Consider the following 16,410-nt stretch of genomic DNA (forward strand, 5'->3'; position numbering starts at 1 on the left):
GGGCAGGGTCAGCAGCTTCTCGTGCACCGTGTGGTACATCGCCCGCGCCAGATCGGTGTTGGAGCCGTCGCCGAGGTTGACCAGATCGGGCCGGCCCACGTCGCCGATGAACAGCGAATCGCCGGTCAGCACCGCCGTCGGGGTCGCGCCCGGATGCTCACGCACCAGCACCGAGATCGACTCCCAGGTGTGCCCCGGGGTGGCCAGGATCTCGAGGTCCACCTCCCCGAGGGACAGGTGCTCGCCGTCGCGCAGCCGGCGGATCGGGTAGTCGGTCTCGGCGGCCTCACCGAACCCGATCCACGCGCCGGTCGCCTCCACCAGTTCCAGGTGCCCGGAGACGAAGTCGGCGTGGAAGTGGGTGTTGATCACACCCTCGATGGTCAGCCCGTGCTTACGGGCGTCGTCGAGGTACTCGCCGACATCGCGGCGCGGATCGACCACGACCGCCCGGCCGGTGCCCTCGTCACCGATCAGGTACGACGCGTGCGACAGGCACTCGATGTAGTACTGCTCGAGAATCATTCGGTTCTCCCTCTCCTCGGTCACGAAGACCGGTCGCGTTCTGCGTTGACCCCATCCTGACACATACCCCCATGGGTATGTCAAGTACCCCCGGGGGTATATGACCCAATCGCGGGATGTGGGCGGCCCAGGGCATCCCCACGCCTTGCGCATACCCCCTCCCGTATGCTTATCATGGTCGCCGAGATACCCCCCGGGGTTTATTGCCCACGGCGATCGCCCACTGCGTTCCCGCCACCGATCCGAAAGGTCCCCATGACCGAGCCGAGTCCCGCCACCCTCGATCCCACCGCCCTGCGCGAGCTCCTCGACTCCGGCAAGAACGTCCGCGTCGTGGACGTCCGCACGCCCGGTGAGTTCGAGTCCGTGCACATTCCCGGCGCCTACAACGTCCCCCTGGACCTGCTGCGCGAACACCGCGACGAGTTCCTCGCCCACCTCGACGAGAACGTCGTCCTCGTGTGCCGGTCGGGCCAGCGCGCCACCCAGGCCGAAGAGACCCTCCGCACTTCCGGGCTGTTCAACGTGCACATCCTCGAGGGCGGCATGACGGGCTGGGAAGCCAACGGTTTCTCCGTCAATCGCGGCACCGAGCGCTGGGACCTCGAACGGCAGGTCCGCCTCGTCGCCGGCTCCCTCGTGCTGAGCTCCGTCCTGGGCAGCATTGCGGTCCCCAAGCTCAAGTGGCTCGCCGCCGGTGTCGGTGGCGGTCTCACCTTCGCCGCGCTCTCCAACACCTGCGCGATGGGCATGCTGCTGTCCAAGCTGCCCTACAACCGCGGCGCCTCGTGTGATCCGCAGACCATCGTCGCCCAGCTGGTCGATTCGAAGACCGCTTCGGCCGAAAGGAACTGATCATGATCGCGCTGACCGTTGCGCTGGCGGTCCTCGTCGGCGTCACCCTCGGACTGCTCGGCGGAGGTGGATCGATCCTCACCGTCCCGCTGTTGGCGTACGTCGCCGGAATGGACGCCAAGGAGGCCATCGCCACCTCGCTGCTCGTCGTAGGCGTCACCAGCGCGGTCGGCGCGATCTCCCACGCGCGGGCAGGCCGCGTCCAGTGGCGCACCGGCATCCTGTTCGGCCTGGCCGGCATGGCCGGTGCCTACGCCGGCGGCCTGCTCTCGCGTTTCATTCCCGGCAGCATCCTGCTGCTCGCCTTCGCCGCGATGATGATCGCCACCGCCATCGCGATGCTCCGCGGCCGCAAGAACAAGACCGCAGCTCCGGACGGCACGCACTCGATGCCGGTCGGCAAGATCCTCCTCGACGGCGTGGTCGTCGGCCTGGTCACCGGCCTCGTCGGCGCCGGCGGCGGCTTCCTCGTCGTCCCGGCCCTTGCCCTGCTCGGCGGCCTGCCCATGCCCATCGCCGTCGGCACCTCACTGATCGTGATCGCCATGAAGTCCTTCGCCGGGCTCGGCGGCTACCTGTCCACCGTGCAGATCGACTGGCGCCTGGCGGCGATGGTCACGGGCGCCGCCGTTGTCGGCAGCCTCATCGGCGGGCGCCTGACCTCCATGGTCGACCCGGACTCGCTGCGCAAGGCCTTCGGCTGGTTCGTCCTGATCATGTCCTCGGTCATCCTCGCCCAGGAGATCCACCCCCTCGTCGGCATCACCGCGGCGGCACTGACCCTCGTCGCCGCGGGTACCACGTTCGCGTGCAGCCGCAGCGACCGCTGCCCCCTGCAGCGGCTCGGACGACGGACGGAAGCCGCCACCTCGGCCGCCTGACGGCCTCACGATCCGGACGAAAGTCACTATCGGCATCACGGCCCGGCGCCTAGAGTTCGGAGTATCCGCTCCGGATTCCCGCGCCGGGCCGTGATGCCGTCCCGGTCCGAGGTGCGGCCGGAGCGAAACCCGACTGTTCCGGCGGCCCGTGTGAGAAGTTACCGAGATGAGCAACGCAGCCGACCGTCACATGCAGCAGACGGACTACCTCACCTGGAGCATGGAACGCGATCCCGCGCTGCGCTCGACGATCGTGGCCGTGGTGCTGCTCGACGCCTCGCCCGACTGGGACCGTCTGTGCGAGATGATGGACCGCGGTACCCGCGAGGTGCCCAGCTTCCGCCGTCGCGTGGTCGAGGTGCCTTTCGGTCTCGCGCCGCCACGATGGGTCGCGGACGCGAACTTCGACCTGTCCTGGCATATGCGCCGGGTCTCCCTGCCCGGGCCGGCGAACTTCGACGACGTCCTCGAGTTCGCCCGCACCACGGCCATGGCCGCGTTCGACAAGGACCGGCCGCTGTGGGAGATGACGGTGGTCGACGGACTCGCCGGCGGCCAGGCTGCGCTGCTGATCAAGGTGCACCACGCCCTCACCGACGGAATCGGCGGTATGCAGATCACTGCGCGGCTGGTCGACTTCGACCGCGACGGCACGCCCCACGAGCCGGCGCCGGAACCGCCCGCCGCGGAATCGCCGGACAGCCTGGATCTCGCCGCCGAGGCGATCGGCTGGGACTGGTCTCAGCTCCGTGGTCTGGCGGGACGCGGGCTGGCCTCGATCTGGCCGACCACCCGGGCGGTGGTGACGAACCCGATCGGGTCCGCTCGTAGTGCCGCGGGGGTCGCGGCGTCCGTCGCCCGCTACCTGCGCCCGATCCTGCGACTCGAATCCCCCGTCATGACGCAGCGCACGCTCAGCCGCCGGCTCCACGTGATCGACGTGCCGCTCGACCGGTTGCGCGATGCCGCTCACCGCGGCGGCGCCACCCTCAACAGCGCCTTCCTCACTGCCGTCCTCGTGGGCCTCGCCGAGTACCACCATCGCCACGGGTCCGACGTCGACGAGCTGCGGGTGACGATGCCGCTGAGCATCCGCACCGAGCACGACACTCTCGGCGGCAACCGGATCAACCTCGCGCGTTTCCCGCTGCCCGTGCGCTCCGACGATCCCCTCACCCTCATGCAGGAGGTGAACAAGATCGTCGAAGGCTGGCGGCACGAGCCCGCGGTGCCGATGGCACAGGCCCTCGCCACCCCACTGAATCTGCTCCCCCCGGCTGTCGTCGGCGAGATGCTCAAGCACGTCGACTTCCTCGCCTCGAACGTGCCAGGGTCGCCGGTGCCGCTGTACATGGCCGGCGCGAAGGTGGAACGGTACTACGCGTTCGGTCCCACCCTCGGCTCCGCGTTCAACGTCACCCTGATGTCGTATCTGCACACGTGCTGCGTCGGGTTCACTCTCGACACCGGGGCGGTTCCGGACCTCGAGGTGTTCGACGACTGCATGCGCGACGGATTCCACGCCGTCCTCGACGCCTGAGCCCGCCGGTACGCTGGACGGTGACCGTCCAGTCCGCCGGAAGGGACCGCCGTGGAACTCCTACTGATCGTCGCCGTCCTCGTCGCCGTCGTGTTCCTGGTGTCCGCGGCGCAGCGGAACAAGTCGGGGCGCGGTGCCCACCAACTCGACGACGCGAAGGCCGACGCCCGCCAGGCCATCGAGCGGCTCGGCGGGCAGATCTACAACCTCACCGGCACGGACGCCGCGTCCAAGCAGGCGCTCGCCGATGCGTCCGAGCGCTACACCGCCGCCGGATCGCAGATCGAGCAGGCCCGAACGCCGGTGCAGGCGCGACTGGCCAAGCAGACCGCTCTCGAGGGGCTGTACTACATCCGCGCCGCTCGCCTCGCGATGGGAATGGACCCCGGTCCCGAAATCCCCACCCTCGACGGCCAGCAGACGGCCGGCCGCGTGACCGAGCATCGCGAGATCGATTTCGAGGGACGCAAGGTGGCGGCCTCCCCCGCCCCGTCGTCGCGTACCCCGAACTACTTTCCGGGCGGTCGCGTCGCGGGCCGGCCCGTACCGGCGGGCTGGTACTCGGAGCCGTGGTGGAAGCCCGCCCTCGTCGCGGGGGCGTGGGGTGTCGGATCGATGCTGCTGTTCTCGGCGTTGTTCTCCGGCATGGCCGGGGTGCCGTACGACGCGCAGGCGTTCGAGCAGGGCTTCGACTCCGGATACGACCAGGGTCTCGAGGCCGGTCAGGACGGTGGGGACTACGGCGACGCCGGTGGGGACTATGGCGGCGGGGACTACGGCGGTGGCGACTACGGTGGGAGCGACTTCGGGGCCGGCGGCGACTTCGGCGGTTTCGACTTCTAGCCCGTCTGGCAGGCGGGGCACCAGAACAGGTTGCGGCCCTGCATGATCGAGTGCAGCACGGGTGTGGTGCACAACCGGCAGGGCTCACCGGCACGACGGTAGACGTAGGTCCGCGGACGGCCCTTCGCGTAGGCCGGTGCCCCGTGGTCGTGTTCGCGTCGCACGACGTGGATCGCGCCGCGTCGCACCCCCGTCCGCATCAGAACGACGAGATCGTCCCAGATGCCGTCGAATTCGGCTCGGGTGAGATCACGGCCCGGGCGCTGCGGATGGATGCCGTGCCGGAACAGGACTTCCGCCCGGTAGATGTTACCCACCCCAGAGATCACCGACTGATCCATGAGCAGCGAGCCGATGGCGCTGCGGGACTTGCAGATTCGCGCCCACGCCCGCTCGGGGTCGGCGTCTCGCCGCAACGGGTCGGGGCCGATCCGCGCGGCGATCGCCGCCACCTCGTCCGGGGTGAGGACCTCGCATGCGGTGGGGCCGCGCAGGTCGGTGCCGTACTCGGCGCCGACCATGCGCATCCGTACCTGCCCGACCGGGTCCGGCAGCGGGACCGGCGCCTCCGTGAACGAGCCGTACAGACCCAGGTGCACGTGCACCGTCAGGCCGTTGTCGTAGTGGTGCCACAGGTGCTTGCCGAGCGCCTCGGCGCGGAGCAGCACCCGGCCGTCGACGAGCGCCGCATCGTCGGCGAAGCGCCCCTGCGGGCTCGACACCCGCAGGGGCGCACCCGCGAAACGCCGCTGGTGCAACCGGGCGAGCCGGTGCAGGGATGGTCCCTCCGGCACGGTCGATCAGGCTCCGTTCGTCAGGACGGCGCCCCGGGAACTTCGGGGGCCTGCCCGGTCTTCTCGTACTCGCTCAGGATGTCGATGCGCCGCTGGTGCCGTTCCTCCCCCGACCACGGGGTGGCGACGAACGCGTCGACGATGGCCAGCGCCTCCTCGAGGCTGTGCATGCGCCCACCGATGCCGATGAGCTGCGCGTTGTTGTGCTCGCGGGCCAGCTGGGCGGTCTCCACGCTCCACGCGAGGGCACAGCGGGCTCCCGGCACCTTGTTCGCCGCGATCTGCTCGCCGTTGCCGCTGCCGCCGAGGACGATGCCGAGGCTGCCTTCGTCGGCGACGACGCGGCGGGCGGCTTCGATGCAGAACGCCGGGTAGTCGTCGACGGCGTCGTACTCGTACGCGCCGCAGTCGACGGCCTCGTGGCCGTTGGCGGTGAGGTGTTCCATGATCTGGTTCTTACGTTCGAAGCCGGCGTGGTCGGCACCCAGGTAAACGCGCATGGCGTCGAGAATAGGCGGCGGAGGCGCCTATTCGAAGCTCGGGTCCTCGGTGCGAGTGCGCTTGAGTTCGAAGAAGTGCGGGTACGACGCCATGGCCACCACCCCGTCCCACATCCGGCCGGCCTCCTCGCCGCGCGGGATCCGCGAGAGGACCGGGCCGAAGAACGCCACGCCGTTGACATGGATGGTCGGCGTGCCGACATCCGGACCGACCGCGTCCATGCCGGCGGCGTGGCTGGCGCGCAGCGCCTCGTCGTAGGCGTCGGTGTCGGCCGCGCGCGCGAGGTCCGGATCCAGGCCCAGGTCGGCGAGGGACTTGGCGATCACCGCCGGGAGATCCTTGTTGCCCTCGTTGTGGATCTGCGTGCCCATCGCGGTGTACAGCGGTTCGAGGACCGCGTCGCCGTACTTCTGCGCCGCGGCGATCGCCACGCGCACCGGACCCCAGGCCCGCGTCATCAGCTCGCGGTAGTTCTCGGGCAGGTCGTCCTTGCCCTCGTTGAGCACGGCCAGACTCATGACGTGGAACTTCGCCTCGATGTCGCGGACCTGCGCCACCTCGAGGATCCAGCGCGAGGTGATCCAGCACCACGGGCACAACGGGTCGAACCAGAAGTCGGCGGTGTCCTTCGAGATCGGGTCGCTCACGGGGTCTCCTCGCTGCAGAAATTCGGACTACGGTCCGATTCAACACCGGCCCCTGCCGAATTCTTCCCGAACCGCCGGTTCCCGCGCCCCCACCGACGTACCGTCGAAGGACCGGTGCCGCACGGAACGGGGATGCGCGATGTCCAACGAGAAGCTCTTCGTCATCGTCGGAGGCGGGCTCGCCGGAGCCAAGACGGCCGAGCAGCTGCGCGCCCGCGACTTCCCCGGCCGGATCCTTCTCCTGGGCGAGGAGGAGCACCTCCCCTACGAGCGGCCTCCGCTGTCGAAGGAGTACTTCGCCGGCACGAAGCGGCTCGAGGAGTTCACCGTGCAGCACGGTGACTGGTATCGCGACCACCGGGTCGAGGTCGAACTCGGTGTGACCGTCACCGCCCTCGACCCCGGCGCCCACACCGTCACCCTGCCCGACGGTTCCACCGTGCGCTACGACAAGCTCGCCCTCGCGACCGGCTCGCGCCCGCGGCATATCCCGCTGCCGGGCATCGACGCCGCGGGCGTGCACCTGTTGCGCACCGTCGAGCAGTCCGACGCGCTGCTCGCCGCGATCCGTCGCGACGCGGGTCCGGCGCCGCACCTGGCGATCGTCGGCGCCGGCTGGATCGGACTCGAGATCGCGGCCGGGGCGCGCGGACACGGCGCCGACGTGACCGTCGTCGAGAGTGCCGCCCAGCCGCTGTCCGGCGCACTCGGCGAGCAGATGGGCGCGGTGTTCGCGGACCTGCACCGGAGCCACGGGGTGGACCTGCGTCTCTCGACGACGGTGTCGGAGATTCTCACCGTCGACGGCCGCGCCACCGGGCTGCGCCTCGGCGACGGCACCGACATCCGGGCCGACGCGGTCCTCGTCGCCGTGGGGGCGCAGCCCAACGTCGAACTCGCCCGCGATGCGGGACTGACCGTGGCGAACGACGGCGTGGCGGTCGATGCATCCCTTGCGACGAGCGATCCCGACATCGTCGCGGTCGGCGACATCGCCGCCGCCGAGCATCCGCTGCTGCGGACCCGGATCCGGGTCGAACACTGGGCCAACGCGCTCAACCAGCCCGACGTCGCGGCCGCCACCATGCTGGGCCGGCCCGCCTCCTACGACCGCCTGCCCTACTTCTTCACCGACCAGTACGACCTCGGCATGGAGTACGTCGGACACGCACCCGCCGAGGCGCGGGTGATCACCCGCGGCGACGTCGGCTCCCGGCAGTTCCTCGCGTTCTGGCTCGACGCGGCGGGCCGGGTCTGCGCCGGGATGAACGTCAACATCTGGGACGCGGGCGACGACATCCGCGCGCTGATCTCCTCCGGCGAATCCGTCGACCCGCACCGGCTCTCCGATCCGCAGGTGCCGCTCGCGGAGGTCGCCGGGTGAACCGGTCCCTCACATGATGGGATGGCACCCGAGTCGCATCCCGTCGTGAGAAGGAGTTTTCCGTGGCACCACCGAATCTGACCCGCGAGCAGGCGGCCGAGCGGTCCGCGGTCCTGACCGTCGACAACTACCGCATCGAGCTGGACCTGACCGACGGCGCGGGCGCTCCGGGAACTACCACGTTCCGTTCGACCACCACCGTCACATTCGACGCCACGGACGGCGCGTCGACCTTCGTCGACCTGATCGCGCAGTCCGTGCACTCGGCCACCCTCAACGGCACGCCCGTCGACGTCTCCGGATACACCGAGGAGAACGGGATCGCGCTGAGCGGACTGGCCGCGCGCAACGAGCTCGTCGTCGAGGCGGATTGCCTCTACACGAACACCGGCGAGGGCCTGCACCGGTTCGTCGACCCCACCGACGGCGCGGTCTACCTGTACTCGCAGTTCGAGACGGCCGACGCCAAGCGGATGTTCGCGTGCTTCGACCAGCCGGACCTCAAAGCCACGTTCGACATCGCGGTCACGGCCCCTGCGGACTGGTCGGTGATCTCCAATTCCGAGACCGTGCACAACGTCGCCGCGGAGCCGGGCCGGCACGTCTTCCGTACCACCCCGCGGATGAGCACCTACCTCGTCGCGCTGATCGCCGGGCCGTACGCGCAGTGGACCGACATCTACACCGACGAACACGGCACCATCCCCCTCGGCATCTACTGCCGCGCCTCGCTGGCGGAGTTCATGGACGCCGACCGGCTGTTCACCGAAACCAAGCAGGGCTTCGCGTTCTACCACGAGAACTTCGGCCTGCCCTACGCGTTCGGCAAGTACGACCAGCTGTTCGTCCCCGAGTTCAACGCCGGCGCGATGGAGAACGCCGGCGCGGTGACGTTCCTCGAGGACTACGTCTTCCGTTCCAAGGTCACCCGCTACTCCTACGAACGCCGCGCCGAGACGGTGCTGCACGAGATGGCGCACATGTGGTTCGGCGACCTGGTGACCATGCGCTGGTGGGACGACCTGTGGCTCAACGAGTCGTTCGCGACCTTCGCGTCGGTCCTGTGCCAGTCGCGGGCCACCGAGTACACGAACGCGTGGACCACGTTCGCGAACGTCGAGAAGTCGTGGGCCTACCGCCAGGACCAGCTGCCCTCGACCCATCCGATCGCCGCGGACATCCCCGACCTCGCGGCGGTGGAGGTCAACTTCGACGGCATCACCTACGCCAAGGGCGCGTCCGTGCTCAAGCAGCTCGTCGCCTACGTCGGCGAGGAACCGTTCCTGGCGGGCCTGCGGGAGTACTTCCGTGAGCACGCGTTCGCCAATGCCACGTTCGACGACCTGCTGGCGGCGCTGGAGAAGTCGTCCGGCCGGGACCTGTCGGGATGGGGCGCCCAGTGGCTCAAGACCACCGGCCTGAACATCCTGCGCCCCGACTTCGACGTCGACGACGACGGGCGGTTCACCCGCTTCGCGGTGATCCAGGAGGGGGCCGAGCCGGGCGCCGGGGAACACCGGGTGCACCGGCTCGCGATCGGGGTCTACGACGACGACGGCTCGGGCAAGCTGCTCCGCACGCACCGCGTCGAGATCGATCTCGACGCCACCGAGCGCACCGAGGTGCCGGAGCTCGTCGGAGTGGACCGCGGCCGGCTCGTGCTCGTCAACGACGACGACCTCACCTACTGCTCGGTGCGCCTCGATCCCCGGTCGCTCGAGGTGCTCACGGACCGGATCGGCGACATCGCCGAGCCGCTGCCGCGCACCCTGGCATGGTCCGCCGCATGGGAGATGACCCGGCAGGCGGAGATGAAGGCCCGCGACTTCGTGGCGCTGGTGCAGCGCGGTATCGCGACCGAGACGGAGGTCGGCGTGGTGCAGCGCCTGTTGATGCAGGCGCACACCGCGCTCGGCAGCTACGCCGACCCGGGCTGGGCGACCGAGCGGGGCTGGAACGACTACGCGAACCGGCTGCTGGAACTGGCCCGCGAGGCGCAGCCCGGCTCGGACCATCAACTCGCGTTCGTCAACGCGTTGACCACGGCGCGGCTCGCGCCGTGGCACACCGAAGTGCTCGGCGAGCTGCTCGGTGCCGATCCGGCGAACGTCGGGCTGGGCGGGCTGGTCGTCGACACGGATCTGCGGTGGCGGATCGTGCAGGCGCTGGCCGCGGCCGGGGAGATCGACGCCGAGGGGGTCGAGTCGCCGTTCATCGATGCCGAGGCCGAGCGCGATCCGACGGCGGCCGGTGCGCGCCAGGCCGCCACCGCGCGGGCGGCGCGGCCGCAGGAGGCCGTCAAGGAGCAGGTGTGGGACGCGGTGGTGGGCGACGATTCGATCCCGAACATCACCGCCCGCGCGATCATCGGCGGCTTCGCGCCGGCCGGGCAGGGTGAGCTACTCGAACGATACGTCGCGCGGTACTTCGCCGACGTGCCGGGCGTGTGGGAGCGTCGCTCCAGCGAGGTCGCGCAGACCGTCGTCGTGGGGCTGTACCCGTCGTGGTCGATCAGCGAGTCGTCGGTGGCGGCGGCCGACGAGTTCCTCGCCGGTGATCACCCGCCGGCCCTGCGCCGGCTGATCAGCGAGGGTCGCGCGGGGATCGTCCGGTCGCTGAAGGCCCGGGCGTTCGACGCATCCTAGCCGCCGTACGCGTGTGGCCGAATGTCACATCCGGTCGATGGAATCGATCCGGTGTGACATTCGGCCACAGCGAGGGAGGGCTCTACGGCGCGGTGATCGCGTTCGCCATGACGCGGATCGCGCTGATGATGCCGTCGATCAGGTCGCCCTGCCCGAAGGACGAGATCGCCGCGGTCACGCCGAGCTGCGCGATCCGGTTGTCGACGCGGTCCGCGACGCCGCGTCCGCTGCGGATCTCGATGGCGCGCTGGTTCGGGTACACGGCGACGAGCACCGAGTTCGACGATTCCGGCGTGGTCGGGAACACCGCGTCGGTCGTGACCGCCGGATCTGCGGCGTCCGCGACGTACACGTTGAAGCGCACCTTGGTCGCCCGGGTGGCCTCGGTGAGCGCATCGTCGAGATCGATCATGTCGCGGTCGCTGAACGGCGGACCCTCGAACAGGCCGTCGAGGACGCGGGTCCGGGAGATCCGGCCACTCGACGTCAGGGCCGCACCGTACGGCAGCTCCGCGGGAGCGACAGCCGTCTGGCTGTGCATCACGTCACCACTTGCCACTTGCCCTACCTCCGATCGGGTCGACCGGCGCGCCGGCGACGAGTTCATGATGCCCACCGTGGTGGCCGTGCGTGGTGACCTCGTCGACCGCGCTCCACAGCATCGGCTCGTGGTCCCACTTCTCCCCGAGCTTGTACTCGGCGGGCCGCGTGCCCGGGATCGGCTTCGTGAAGACGGAGAAGACCCCGAATATCACGATGATCGCCACCGGGATGGCAACGAATATGAGGGTTGTCTCGAGAATGCTCACACCGCAAACGGTAGCCCAGCATGTCCGATCCCGGCGCGCTTGCCCCGACTTGCGGCGACGTCCGTCAGGCCGCGCCCTCACCGAGGTACGGCAACCAGGTCGGATGCAGCTCCGGCAGCGTCGCCAGCAGCCGCCAGTGCCGGCCCTTGGGGGGCACGAGCGCAGCCCGCAGCGTCCAGCCGAGTTCGCTGAGCAGCTTGTCGGCCTTGCGGTGGTTGCACGACGCGCAGCACGCGACGCAGTTCTCCCACGAGTGGTCCCCTCCGCGGCTGCGCGGCACCACATGGTCGATCGTCTCGGCCTTGGCGCCGCAGTAGGCGCACCGATTCCGGTCGCGGTGCATGAGCGCGGCACGCGTCATCGGTACCCGCGCGTGGTACGGCACGTGCACGAAGGTTCGCAGGCGGATCACCCACGGGATCTGCACGGCCCACTCCGCGGACCGCACCAGCGGGCCGAGCGGATCGTCGTGCACGGTGTCGGCCTTACCGCCGGCCATGAGCACCACCGCACGACGGGCGGGCAACGCGGTGAGCGGTTCGTAGGTGGCATTGAGCAGAAGTACGCGGCGTTTGACCCAATCGGGGACGGCGTCGTCTCGTACTACACACAGGGAGTTGGCCCCCGGCGCCCCGACAAGGGCGTCGGCGGGCGGGAGTTGTCGATGTGCGCTGCGTCGGTGCTTCATACGACCTCCGGAAGACTGCTCACAAGTGGACCACGGATCTACGCACGTCGCACCCCGATTCTGCGGACTTTCCGGGTCGCGGAGGTGAACATCCGGTACCGGCGACGTGCGGTTCCGGCGCGTCCCCACCGAACCGGCACAATGGACGAGCGAGAGGAACGGTGAGCAGAACCTATGAGTGACGAGCAGACCTTCTACGACGCGGTCGGCGGCGCCGAGACCTTCCACAAGCTCACGGCGCGGTTCTACGAGGAAGTGGCCAAGGACGAGATCGTCCGCCCGCTGTACCCCGAGGAGGACCTCGGCCCGGCGGAACGTCGCATGCGGATGTTCCTCGAGCAGTACTGGGGCGGACCACGCACCTACTCGGACGAGCGCGGGCACCCGCGGCTGCGGATGCGTCACCACCCGTTCCGGATCGGTCCGCTCGAACGCGACGCCTGGTTGCGCTGCATGCATACCGCCATCGCCTCGATCGATTCGCAGACGCTCGACGACGCGCACCGCCGCCAGTTGATCGCGTACATGGAGATGGCGGCGGACTCGATGATGAACTCGCCGATCTGACGACGGACCGGGGCGGCGACGTTCGAGTCGTGGCCCACCTGTCGGTTTGGCACTATGGGTGGCTGTGAGCACTCCCTCCGGCACCCCCGAACAACGCTGGTGGGCGGACGCCGTCTTCTACCAGGTGTACCCCCGCTCGTTCGCCGACTCCGACGGAGACGGCGTCGGCGACCTCGACGGGATCCGCGACAAGCTCGGATACCTGGAGCTGCTGGGAGTCGACGCGCTCTGGCTGAACCCGGTGATGCGCTCACCGATGGCCGACCACGGCTACGACGTGTCCGATCCACGCGACGTCGACCCCCTGTTCGGCGACCTGGCCGCCCTCGACGCCCTGATCGAGGCCGCCCACGCACGCCGGATCCGGGTCGTGATGGATCTGGTGCCCAACCACACGAGCTCCGAACATCCCTGGTTCCGGGAGGCCCTGGCCGCCGCGTCCGGCAGCCCCGCGCGGGCCCGATACCACTTCCGGGACGGACGCGGTCCGAACGGGGACCTGCCGCCGAACAACTGGCCGAGTGTGTTCGGCGGCCCCGCGTGGTCCCGCGTGACCGAGCCCGACGGCACCCCCGGCCAGTGGTACCTGCACCTGTTCGCGCCGGAGCAGCCGGACCTGAACTGGCACAACGACGAGGTGTTCGAGGACCTGGAGAAGACCCTGCGCTTCTGGCTCGACCGCGGCGTCGACGGCTTCCGCATCGACGTCGCCCACGGCATGGCCAAACCCGGCGGGCTCCCCGACTTCGACCACTGGGAACAGAACCGGCTGCTGCGGCACTTCGACGACGATCCCCGGTTCAACAACACGGAGGTCCACGACATCCACCGCCGGATCCGCTCGGTGCTCGACAAGTACCCGGACGCGGTGGCCGTCGGCGAGATCTGGGTGCACGACCATGTGCTGTTCTCCGAGTACCTGCGGCCCGACGAACTGCACCTGGCGTTCAACTTCCATCTGGCGCTCGCGAGCTGGGACGCCGCCCGGATCCGGGAGGCGATCGACACGTCGCTCGCCGCGGTCGCACCCATCGGCGGGGTTGCGACGTGGACGCTGTCCAATCACGACATCGAGCGCGAGGTGACGCGCTACGGCGGCGGCCCGCTCGGGCGCGACCGCGCGCGGGCGATGATCCTCGTCGAGCTGGCACTGCCCGGGGCGGCCTTCCTCTACAACGGAGCCGAGCTCGGTCTGCCCAACGTCGACGACCTGCCGGAGGAAGTGCTGCAGGACCCGGTGTGGGAGCGGTCGGGGCACACCGACCGCGGCCGGGACGGGTGCCGGGTGCCCATGCCGTGGGAGGGCACCCGGCCGCCGTTCGGCTTCACCACCGCAGCGCAGACGTGGCTGCCGCAGCCGGACGCGTGGTCCGAGCTGACCGTCGAGGCGCAGCTCGAGGACGTCTCGTCCACTCTGTCGCTGTATCGGGCGGCGCTCGAGGCGCGGCGGCAACGGCCGGAGTTCGACGGCCCCGACGTGGAGTGGTACGGCAGCCCTCCCGGATGCCTGGCCTTCCGCCGGCCCGGTGGGCTGATCTGCGCCCTGAACACCACCGAGCATCCGGTGGAGATGCCGCCGGGCACGGTGATCCTGTCCAGCGCGCCGCTCGTGGACGGACAGCTGCGCGGCAACTGCGCGGCGTGGCTGATCTGACGGCCCACCGCACGCCGGCGGGCGCAGTCGCCCTGGTGCTGGCGGCGTCCGCGCTGTTCGGGACGACGGGGACCGCGCAGGCCCTGGGTTCGCGTGCGCTCGGCGCCCCGCTGGACGCCGTCGCGGTCGGGGCGGGCCGCATCGTGCTGGCCGGCACGGTGCTCGCCTTGTTCGCGTGGCCGCGCGGCCCGCTGTTCCCGCCGGGACGTCGGCTGCCGACGCTGCTCGGCGCCAGCGGCGTGGTGATGTATCAACTGGGATTCTTCACCGCGGTACAGACCGCGGGCGTCGCCGCAGGCACCATGATCGCGCTCGGGTCCGGGCCGGCGTTCGCCGGGCTGCTGCAGTGGCTGGTGTCCCGGCGCCACCCCGGCCGCGTGTGGGCGGTGTCGACGGCGATCGCGGTCGTCGGGCTCGTCCTCATCGTCGCCGGATCGGGCGACGGCGCCTCGGGGAGCGCCGGATCCGTCGCGGCCGGGGCCCCGCCCGCGCTCGCGGCCGGCCTGGGCTTCGCGACGTACACCGTCGCGGGTGCGGCCCTGCTCGCCCGCGGCGCCACCCCGGCCGGATCCATGGGTGCGATGTTCGGGGTGGCGGCGGTGCCGATGGCGGCGATCCTGTCGGCCCGGTGGCCGGGCGGGCTCGACAGCGTGGCCGGTGCGACGACCGTCGTCTATCTCGCCCTCGTCCCCACGGTCCTCGCCTACCTGCTGTTCGCACGGGGCCTGCGCCGGCTGACGCCGGCGGCGGCGGCAACGCTCACGCTCGCGGAGCCGGTGGTCGCGGCCGTGCTCGGCGTGCTGGTGCTCGGCGAGCGACTGGAGCCGGTGGCCTTCGCGGGGACGGTGGTCGTGGTCACGGCGCTGATGCTGCTGGGCCGGAACCTCGGCGGCGTCAGCGCACGCTGAGGCCGAGACCACCCCCGCGACGGAGGTAGACCGATCCGTAGCGGGCGTCGAGCCGCAGCCACGTCGCCGTCGCCCGCACGCGCACCACCTCGGCCGGATCGATCCGGTCCAGGTCGATCTCCGCCGTCGCGCGGACACCGCCCGTGGGCACGAACCCCATCGCGTTGAGCGCGAACACCAGCCGCATCGGCACCCCGGCCCGCTCGCCCCCACCGGCGACTTCGAGCACCTCCTGCGCCAGCAGCGACGACGGCGGTCCCTGTCCCTGCTCGCGACTGAGCGCGACGCCGCGCTGCGCGAGGTCCACGAGGATGCGGGCGGGAACGTCGTCGAGGTGGACGTATCCGGTTTCCGGGGGCAGCGCGCCGCGCCACACCGAGTCCATCGCCCACCCGGGATCCACCCCGTCGCCGCCGGCGGCGAGCAGGCCGGAGCGCAGCCCGTCCGCGGCGACGGTCGTGTCCGGCGGGGCGACCGTGCCGCGCAGCACCCGGACGGCGAGGGCGTCGAACCCGGTGTTCACCCATGCCGAGAGGAGGCCGTCGCGCCGTTGCCGCAGCCGCACCACGGCGGCCTCGTCGAGGCGGACCGCACGGGTGAGGAACGCGACGAGGTCGGCACGATCGGCCGGGTCCGGGATCTGCAACCAGCGTTCGGGTGTCGTCCCGGTCGCTCCGACGGCGTCAGTCACGACGCCACCGTTGCAGGTATTCGCGCTCGGGATCGGTGAGCCGGCGCAGCCGCTGGGTTCCGATGTCGAACGCCGCGATCTGGGTCGAGGCGACGACGGAGGGCGTGGCATCGGCCGGCGCGCCGCCGGGCCGGACCTCGTAGCCGATGGTGAAGTCGACCGCCCGCACCCGCTCGATCCACATCAGCACGTCCAGGGGGCTGTCCTCGTGCCGCAACTGGCCGCGGTACCGCACGTGCAGGTCGGCGATCACGGCGCCTTCCCGCAGGTTCACGGTGGGCCGGCCGTCGGCGAACAACCACGGGATGCGGGCCTCTTCGAGGAGGGTGACCATGCGCGCGTGGTTGATGTGCTGGAACGCGTCCATGTCGGACCAGCGCACCTCCACCGCGGTGTGGAACCCGAACTGCTCGGTCGCGTCGCTCACTGCGCGGTCCCCACGGCTCCACGGTGGTCGGCCCCGGCGTGCTTCAACGGT

The 16,410-nt window shown here is 70.4% G+C and carries 18 protein-coding genes; 9 read left to right on the top strand and 9 right to left on the bottom strand.

Going from position 1 to position 16,410, the window contains the following annotated elements:
* Window positions 1–525 (bottom strand): MBL fold metallo-hydrolase (locus QYS60_RS12640; RefSeq protein WP_371383331.1); only part of this gene is annotated, 525 nt, incomplete at its 3' end.
* Between the two features lie 255 nt (window positions 526–780).
* On the opposite strand from QYS60_RS12640, the gene QYS60_RS12645 reads away from it, so the two are divergent.
* The 4 genes from QYS60_RS12645 (at window position 781) to QYS60_RS12660 (ending at window position 4,644) form a co-directional block, all read left to right on the top strand.
* Window positions 781–1,380 (top strand): rhodanese-like domain-containing protein, encoded by a 600-nt coding sequence (locus QYS60_RS12645; protein ID WP_371383332.1) that lies wholly within the window; start codon window positions 781–783, stop codon window positions 1,378–1,380.
* A 2-nt stretch (window positions 1,381–1,382) separates the two neighbouring features.
* The gene (locus tag QYS60_RS12650) at window positions 1,383–2,261 is read left to right on the top strand and encodes a sulfite exporter TauE/SafE family protein (protein WP_289377763.1); all 879 of its coding nucleotides are present in this window, start codon (window positions 1,383–1,385) and stop codon (window positions 2,259–2,261) included.
* Window positions 2,262–2,427: 166 nt separating this feature from the next.
* Window positions 2,428–3,801: a wax ester/triacylglycerol synthase domain-containing protein gene (locus QYS60_RS12655; protein WP_371383333.1), complete on the top strand. Its 1,374-nt coding sequence runs from the start codon at window positions 2,428–2,430 to the stop codon at window positions 3,799–3,801.
* Between the two features lie 51 nt (window positions 3,802–3,852).
* Window positions 3,853–4,644, top strand: coding sequence for a DUF1542 domain-containing protein (locus QYS60_RS12660; RefSeq protein WP_371383334.1), 792 nt, complete (start codon window positions 3,853–3,855; stop codon window positions 4,642–4,644).
* Here the strand turns inward: QYS60_RS12660 and QYS60_RS12665 are convergent.
* The 3 genes from QYS60_RS12665 to QYS60_RS12675 are packed head-to-tail and all read right to left on the bottom strand — an operon-like array spanning window position 4,641 to window position 6,586.
* Window positions 4,641–5,438 carry an Fpg/Nei family DNA glycosylase gene (locus QYS60_RS12665; protein WP_054375162.1) on the bottom strand — a complete coding sequence of 266 codons (798 nt, stop codon included), beginning with the start codon at window positions 5,436–5,438 and terminating at the stop codon, window positions 4,641–4,643. The genes QYS60_RS12660 and QYS60_RS12665 overlap by 4 nt on opposite strands.
* Before the next feature lie 20 nt (window positions 5,439–5,458).
* Window positions 5,459–5,938: a ribose-5-phosphate isomerase gene (locus tag QYS60_RS12670; RefSeq protein ID WP_003937131.1), complete on the bottom strand. Its 480-nt coding sequence runs from the start codon at window positions 5,936–5,938 to the stop codon at window positions 5,459–5,461.
* A gap of 27 nt (window positions 5,939–5,965) precedes the next feature.
* Window positions 5,966–6,586, bottom strand: coding sequence for a DsbA family protein (locus tag QYS60_RS12675; protein ID WP_289377761.1), 621 nt, complete (start codon window positions 6,584–6,586; stop codon window positions 5,966–5,968).
* 139 nt (window positions 6,587–6,725) lie between these two features.
* Between QYS60_RS12675 and QYS60_RS12680 the strand changes: the two genes are divergently transcribed.
* Together QYS60_RS12680 and pepN are read left to right on the top strand one after the other, a co-directional pair.
* Window positions 6,726–7,970: an NAD(P)/FAD-dependent oxidoreductase gene (locus QYS60_RS12680; protein WP_054375165.1), complete on the top strand. Its 1,245-nt coding sequence runs from the start codon at window positions 6,726–6,728 to the stop codon at window positions 7,968–7,970.
* 62 nt (window positions 7,971–8,032) lie between these two features.
* Window positions 8,033–10,615, top strand: a complete 2,583-nt coding sequence (pepN, locus tag QYS60_RS12685) for an aminopeptidase N (protein WP_371383335.1) — start codon at window positions 8,033–8,035, stop codon at window positions 10,613–10,615.
* Window positions 10,616–10,697: 82 nt separating this feature from the next.
* Here the strand turns inward: pepN and QYS60_RS12690 are convergent, their stop codons facing one another.
* From QYS60_RS12690 to QYS60_RS12700, 3 genes are all read right to left on the bottom strand, one after another.
* Complete coding sequence (locus QYS60_RS12690) at window positions 10,698–11,174, bottom strand: DUF5130 family protein (RefSeq protein ID WP_371383336.1); 477 nt, start codon at window positions 11,172–11,174, stop codon at window positions 10,698–10,700.
* Window positions 11,161–11,424, bottom strand: coding sequence for a hypothetical protein (locus tag QYS60_RS12695; RefSeq protein WP_003937126.1), 264 nt, complete (start codon window positions 11,422–11,424; stop codon window positions 11,161–11,163). The genes QYS60_RS12690 and QYS60_RS12695 overlap by 14 nt, the downstream gene beginning before the upstream one ends.
* Before the next feature lie 64 nt (window positions 11,425–11,488).
* Window positions 11,489–12,112 carry an HNH endonuclease gene (locus QYS60_RS12700; RefSeq protein ID WP_003937125.1) on the bottom strand — a complete coding sequence of 208 codons (624 nt, stop codon included), beginning with the start codon at window positions 12,110–12,112 and terminating at the stop codon, window positions 11,489–11,491.
* 174 nt (window positions 12,113–12,286) lie between these two features.
* Here QYS60_RS12700 and QYS60_RS12705 point away from each other — a divergent pair, with 174 nt between their 5' ends.
* The 3 genes from QYS60_RS12705 to QYS60_RS12715 all read left to right on the top strand — a co-directional run bounded on the left by QYS60_RS12705 (window position 12,287) and on the right by QYS60_RS12715 (window position 15,241).
* Window positions 12,287–12,679 (top strand): globin, encoded by a 393-nt coding sequence (locus QYS60_RS12705; protein WP_003937124.1) that lies wholly within the window; start codon window positions 12,287–12,289, stop codon window positions 12,677–12,679.
* A gap of 64 nt (window positions 12,680–12,743) precedes the next feature.
* Window positions 12,744–14,333 carry a glycoside hydrolase family 13 protein gene (locus QYS60_RS12710; protein WP_371383337.1) on the top strand — a complete coding sequence of 530 codons (1,590 nt, stop codon included), beginning with the start codon at window positions 12,744–12,746 and terminating at the stop codon, window positions 14,331–14,333.
* Complete coding sequence (locus QYS60_RS12715) at window positions 14,321–15,241, top strand: EamA family transporter (RefSeq protein ID WP_371383338.1); 921 nt, start codon at window positions 14,321–14,323, stop codon at window positions 15,239–15,241. Before QYS60_RS12710 ends, QYS60_RS12715 begins: the two co-directional genes overlap by 13 nt.
* Here the strand turns inward: QYS60_RS12715 and QYS60_RS12720 are convergent.
* Window positions 15,228–15,932 carry a hypothetical protein gene (locus QYS60_RS12720; protein WP_371383339.1) on the bottom strand — a complete coding sequence of 235 codons (705 nt, stop codon included), beginning with the start codon at window positions 15,930–15,932 and terminating at the stop codon, window positions 15,228–15,230. The genes QYS60_RS12715 and QYS60_RS12720 overlap by 14 nt on opposite strands.
* Window positions 15,925–16,359, bottom strand: a complete 435-nt coding sequence (locus QYS60_RS12725; RefSeq protein WP_003937120.1) for a thioesterase family protein — start codon at window positions 16,357–16,359, stop codon at window positions 15,925–15,927. Before QYS60_RS12725 ends, QYS60_RS12720 begins: the two co-directional genes overlap by 8 nt.
* Window positions 16,360–16,410 lie beyond the last annotated feature (51 nt).

This window comes from Rhodococcus sp. GXMU-t2271 (genome assembly GCF_041414735.1).
Lineage (GTDB): Bacteria > Actinomycetota > Actinomycetes > Mycobacteriales > Mycobacteriaceae > Rhodococcus > Rhodococcus indonesiensis.

Excerpts from the sequence above, each read along its gene's own strand:
- QYS60_RS12645 (WP_371383332.1), top strand. The coding sequence starts at position 781 with ATGACCGAGCCGAGTCCCGCCACCCTCGATCCCACCGCCCTGCGCGAG.
- QYS60_RS12650 (WP_289377763.1), top strand. The coding sequence starts at position 1,383 with ATGATCGCGCTGACCGTTGCGCTGGCGGTCCTCGTCGGCGTCACCCTC.
- QYS60_RS12655 (WP_371383333.1), top strand. The coding sequence starts at position 2,428 with ATGAGCAACGCAGCCGACCGTCACATGCAGCAGACGGACTACCTCACC.
- QYS60_RS12670 (WP_003937131.1), bottom strand. The coding sequence starts at position 5,938 with ATGCGCGTTTACCTGGGTGCCGACCACGCCGGCTTCGAACGTAAGAAC.
- QYS60_RS12680 (WP_054375165.1), top strand. The coding sequence starts at position 6,726 with ATGTCCAACGAGAAGCTCTTCGTCATCGTCGGAGGCGGGCTCGCCGGA.
- QYS60_RS12700 (WP_003937125.1), bottom strand. The coding sequence starts at position 12,112 with ATGAAGCACCGACGCAGCGCACATCGACAACTCCCGCCCGCCGACGCC.
- QYS60_RS12705 (WP_003937124.1), top strand. The coding sequence starts at position 12,287 with ATGAGTGACGAGCAGACCTTCTACGACGCGGTCGGCGGCGCCGAGACC.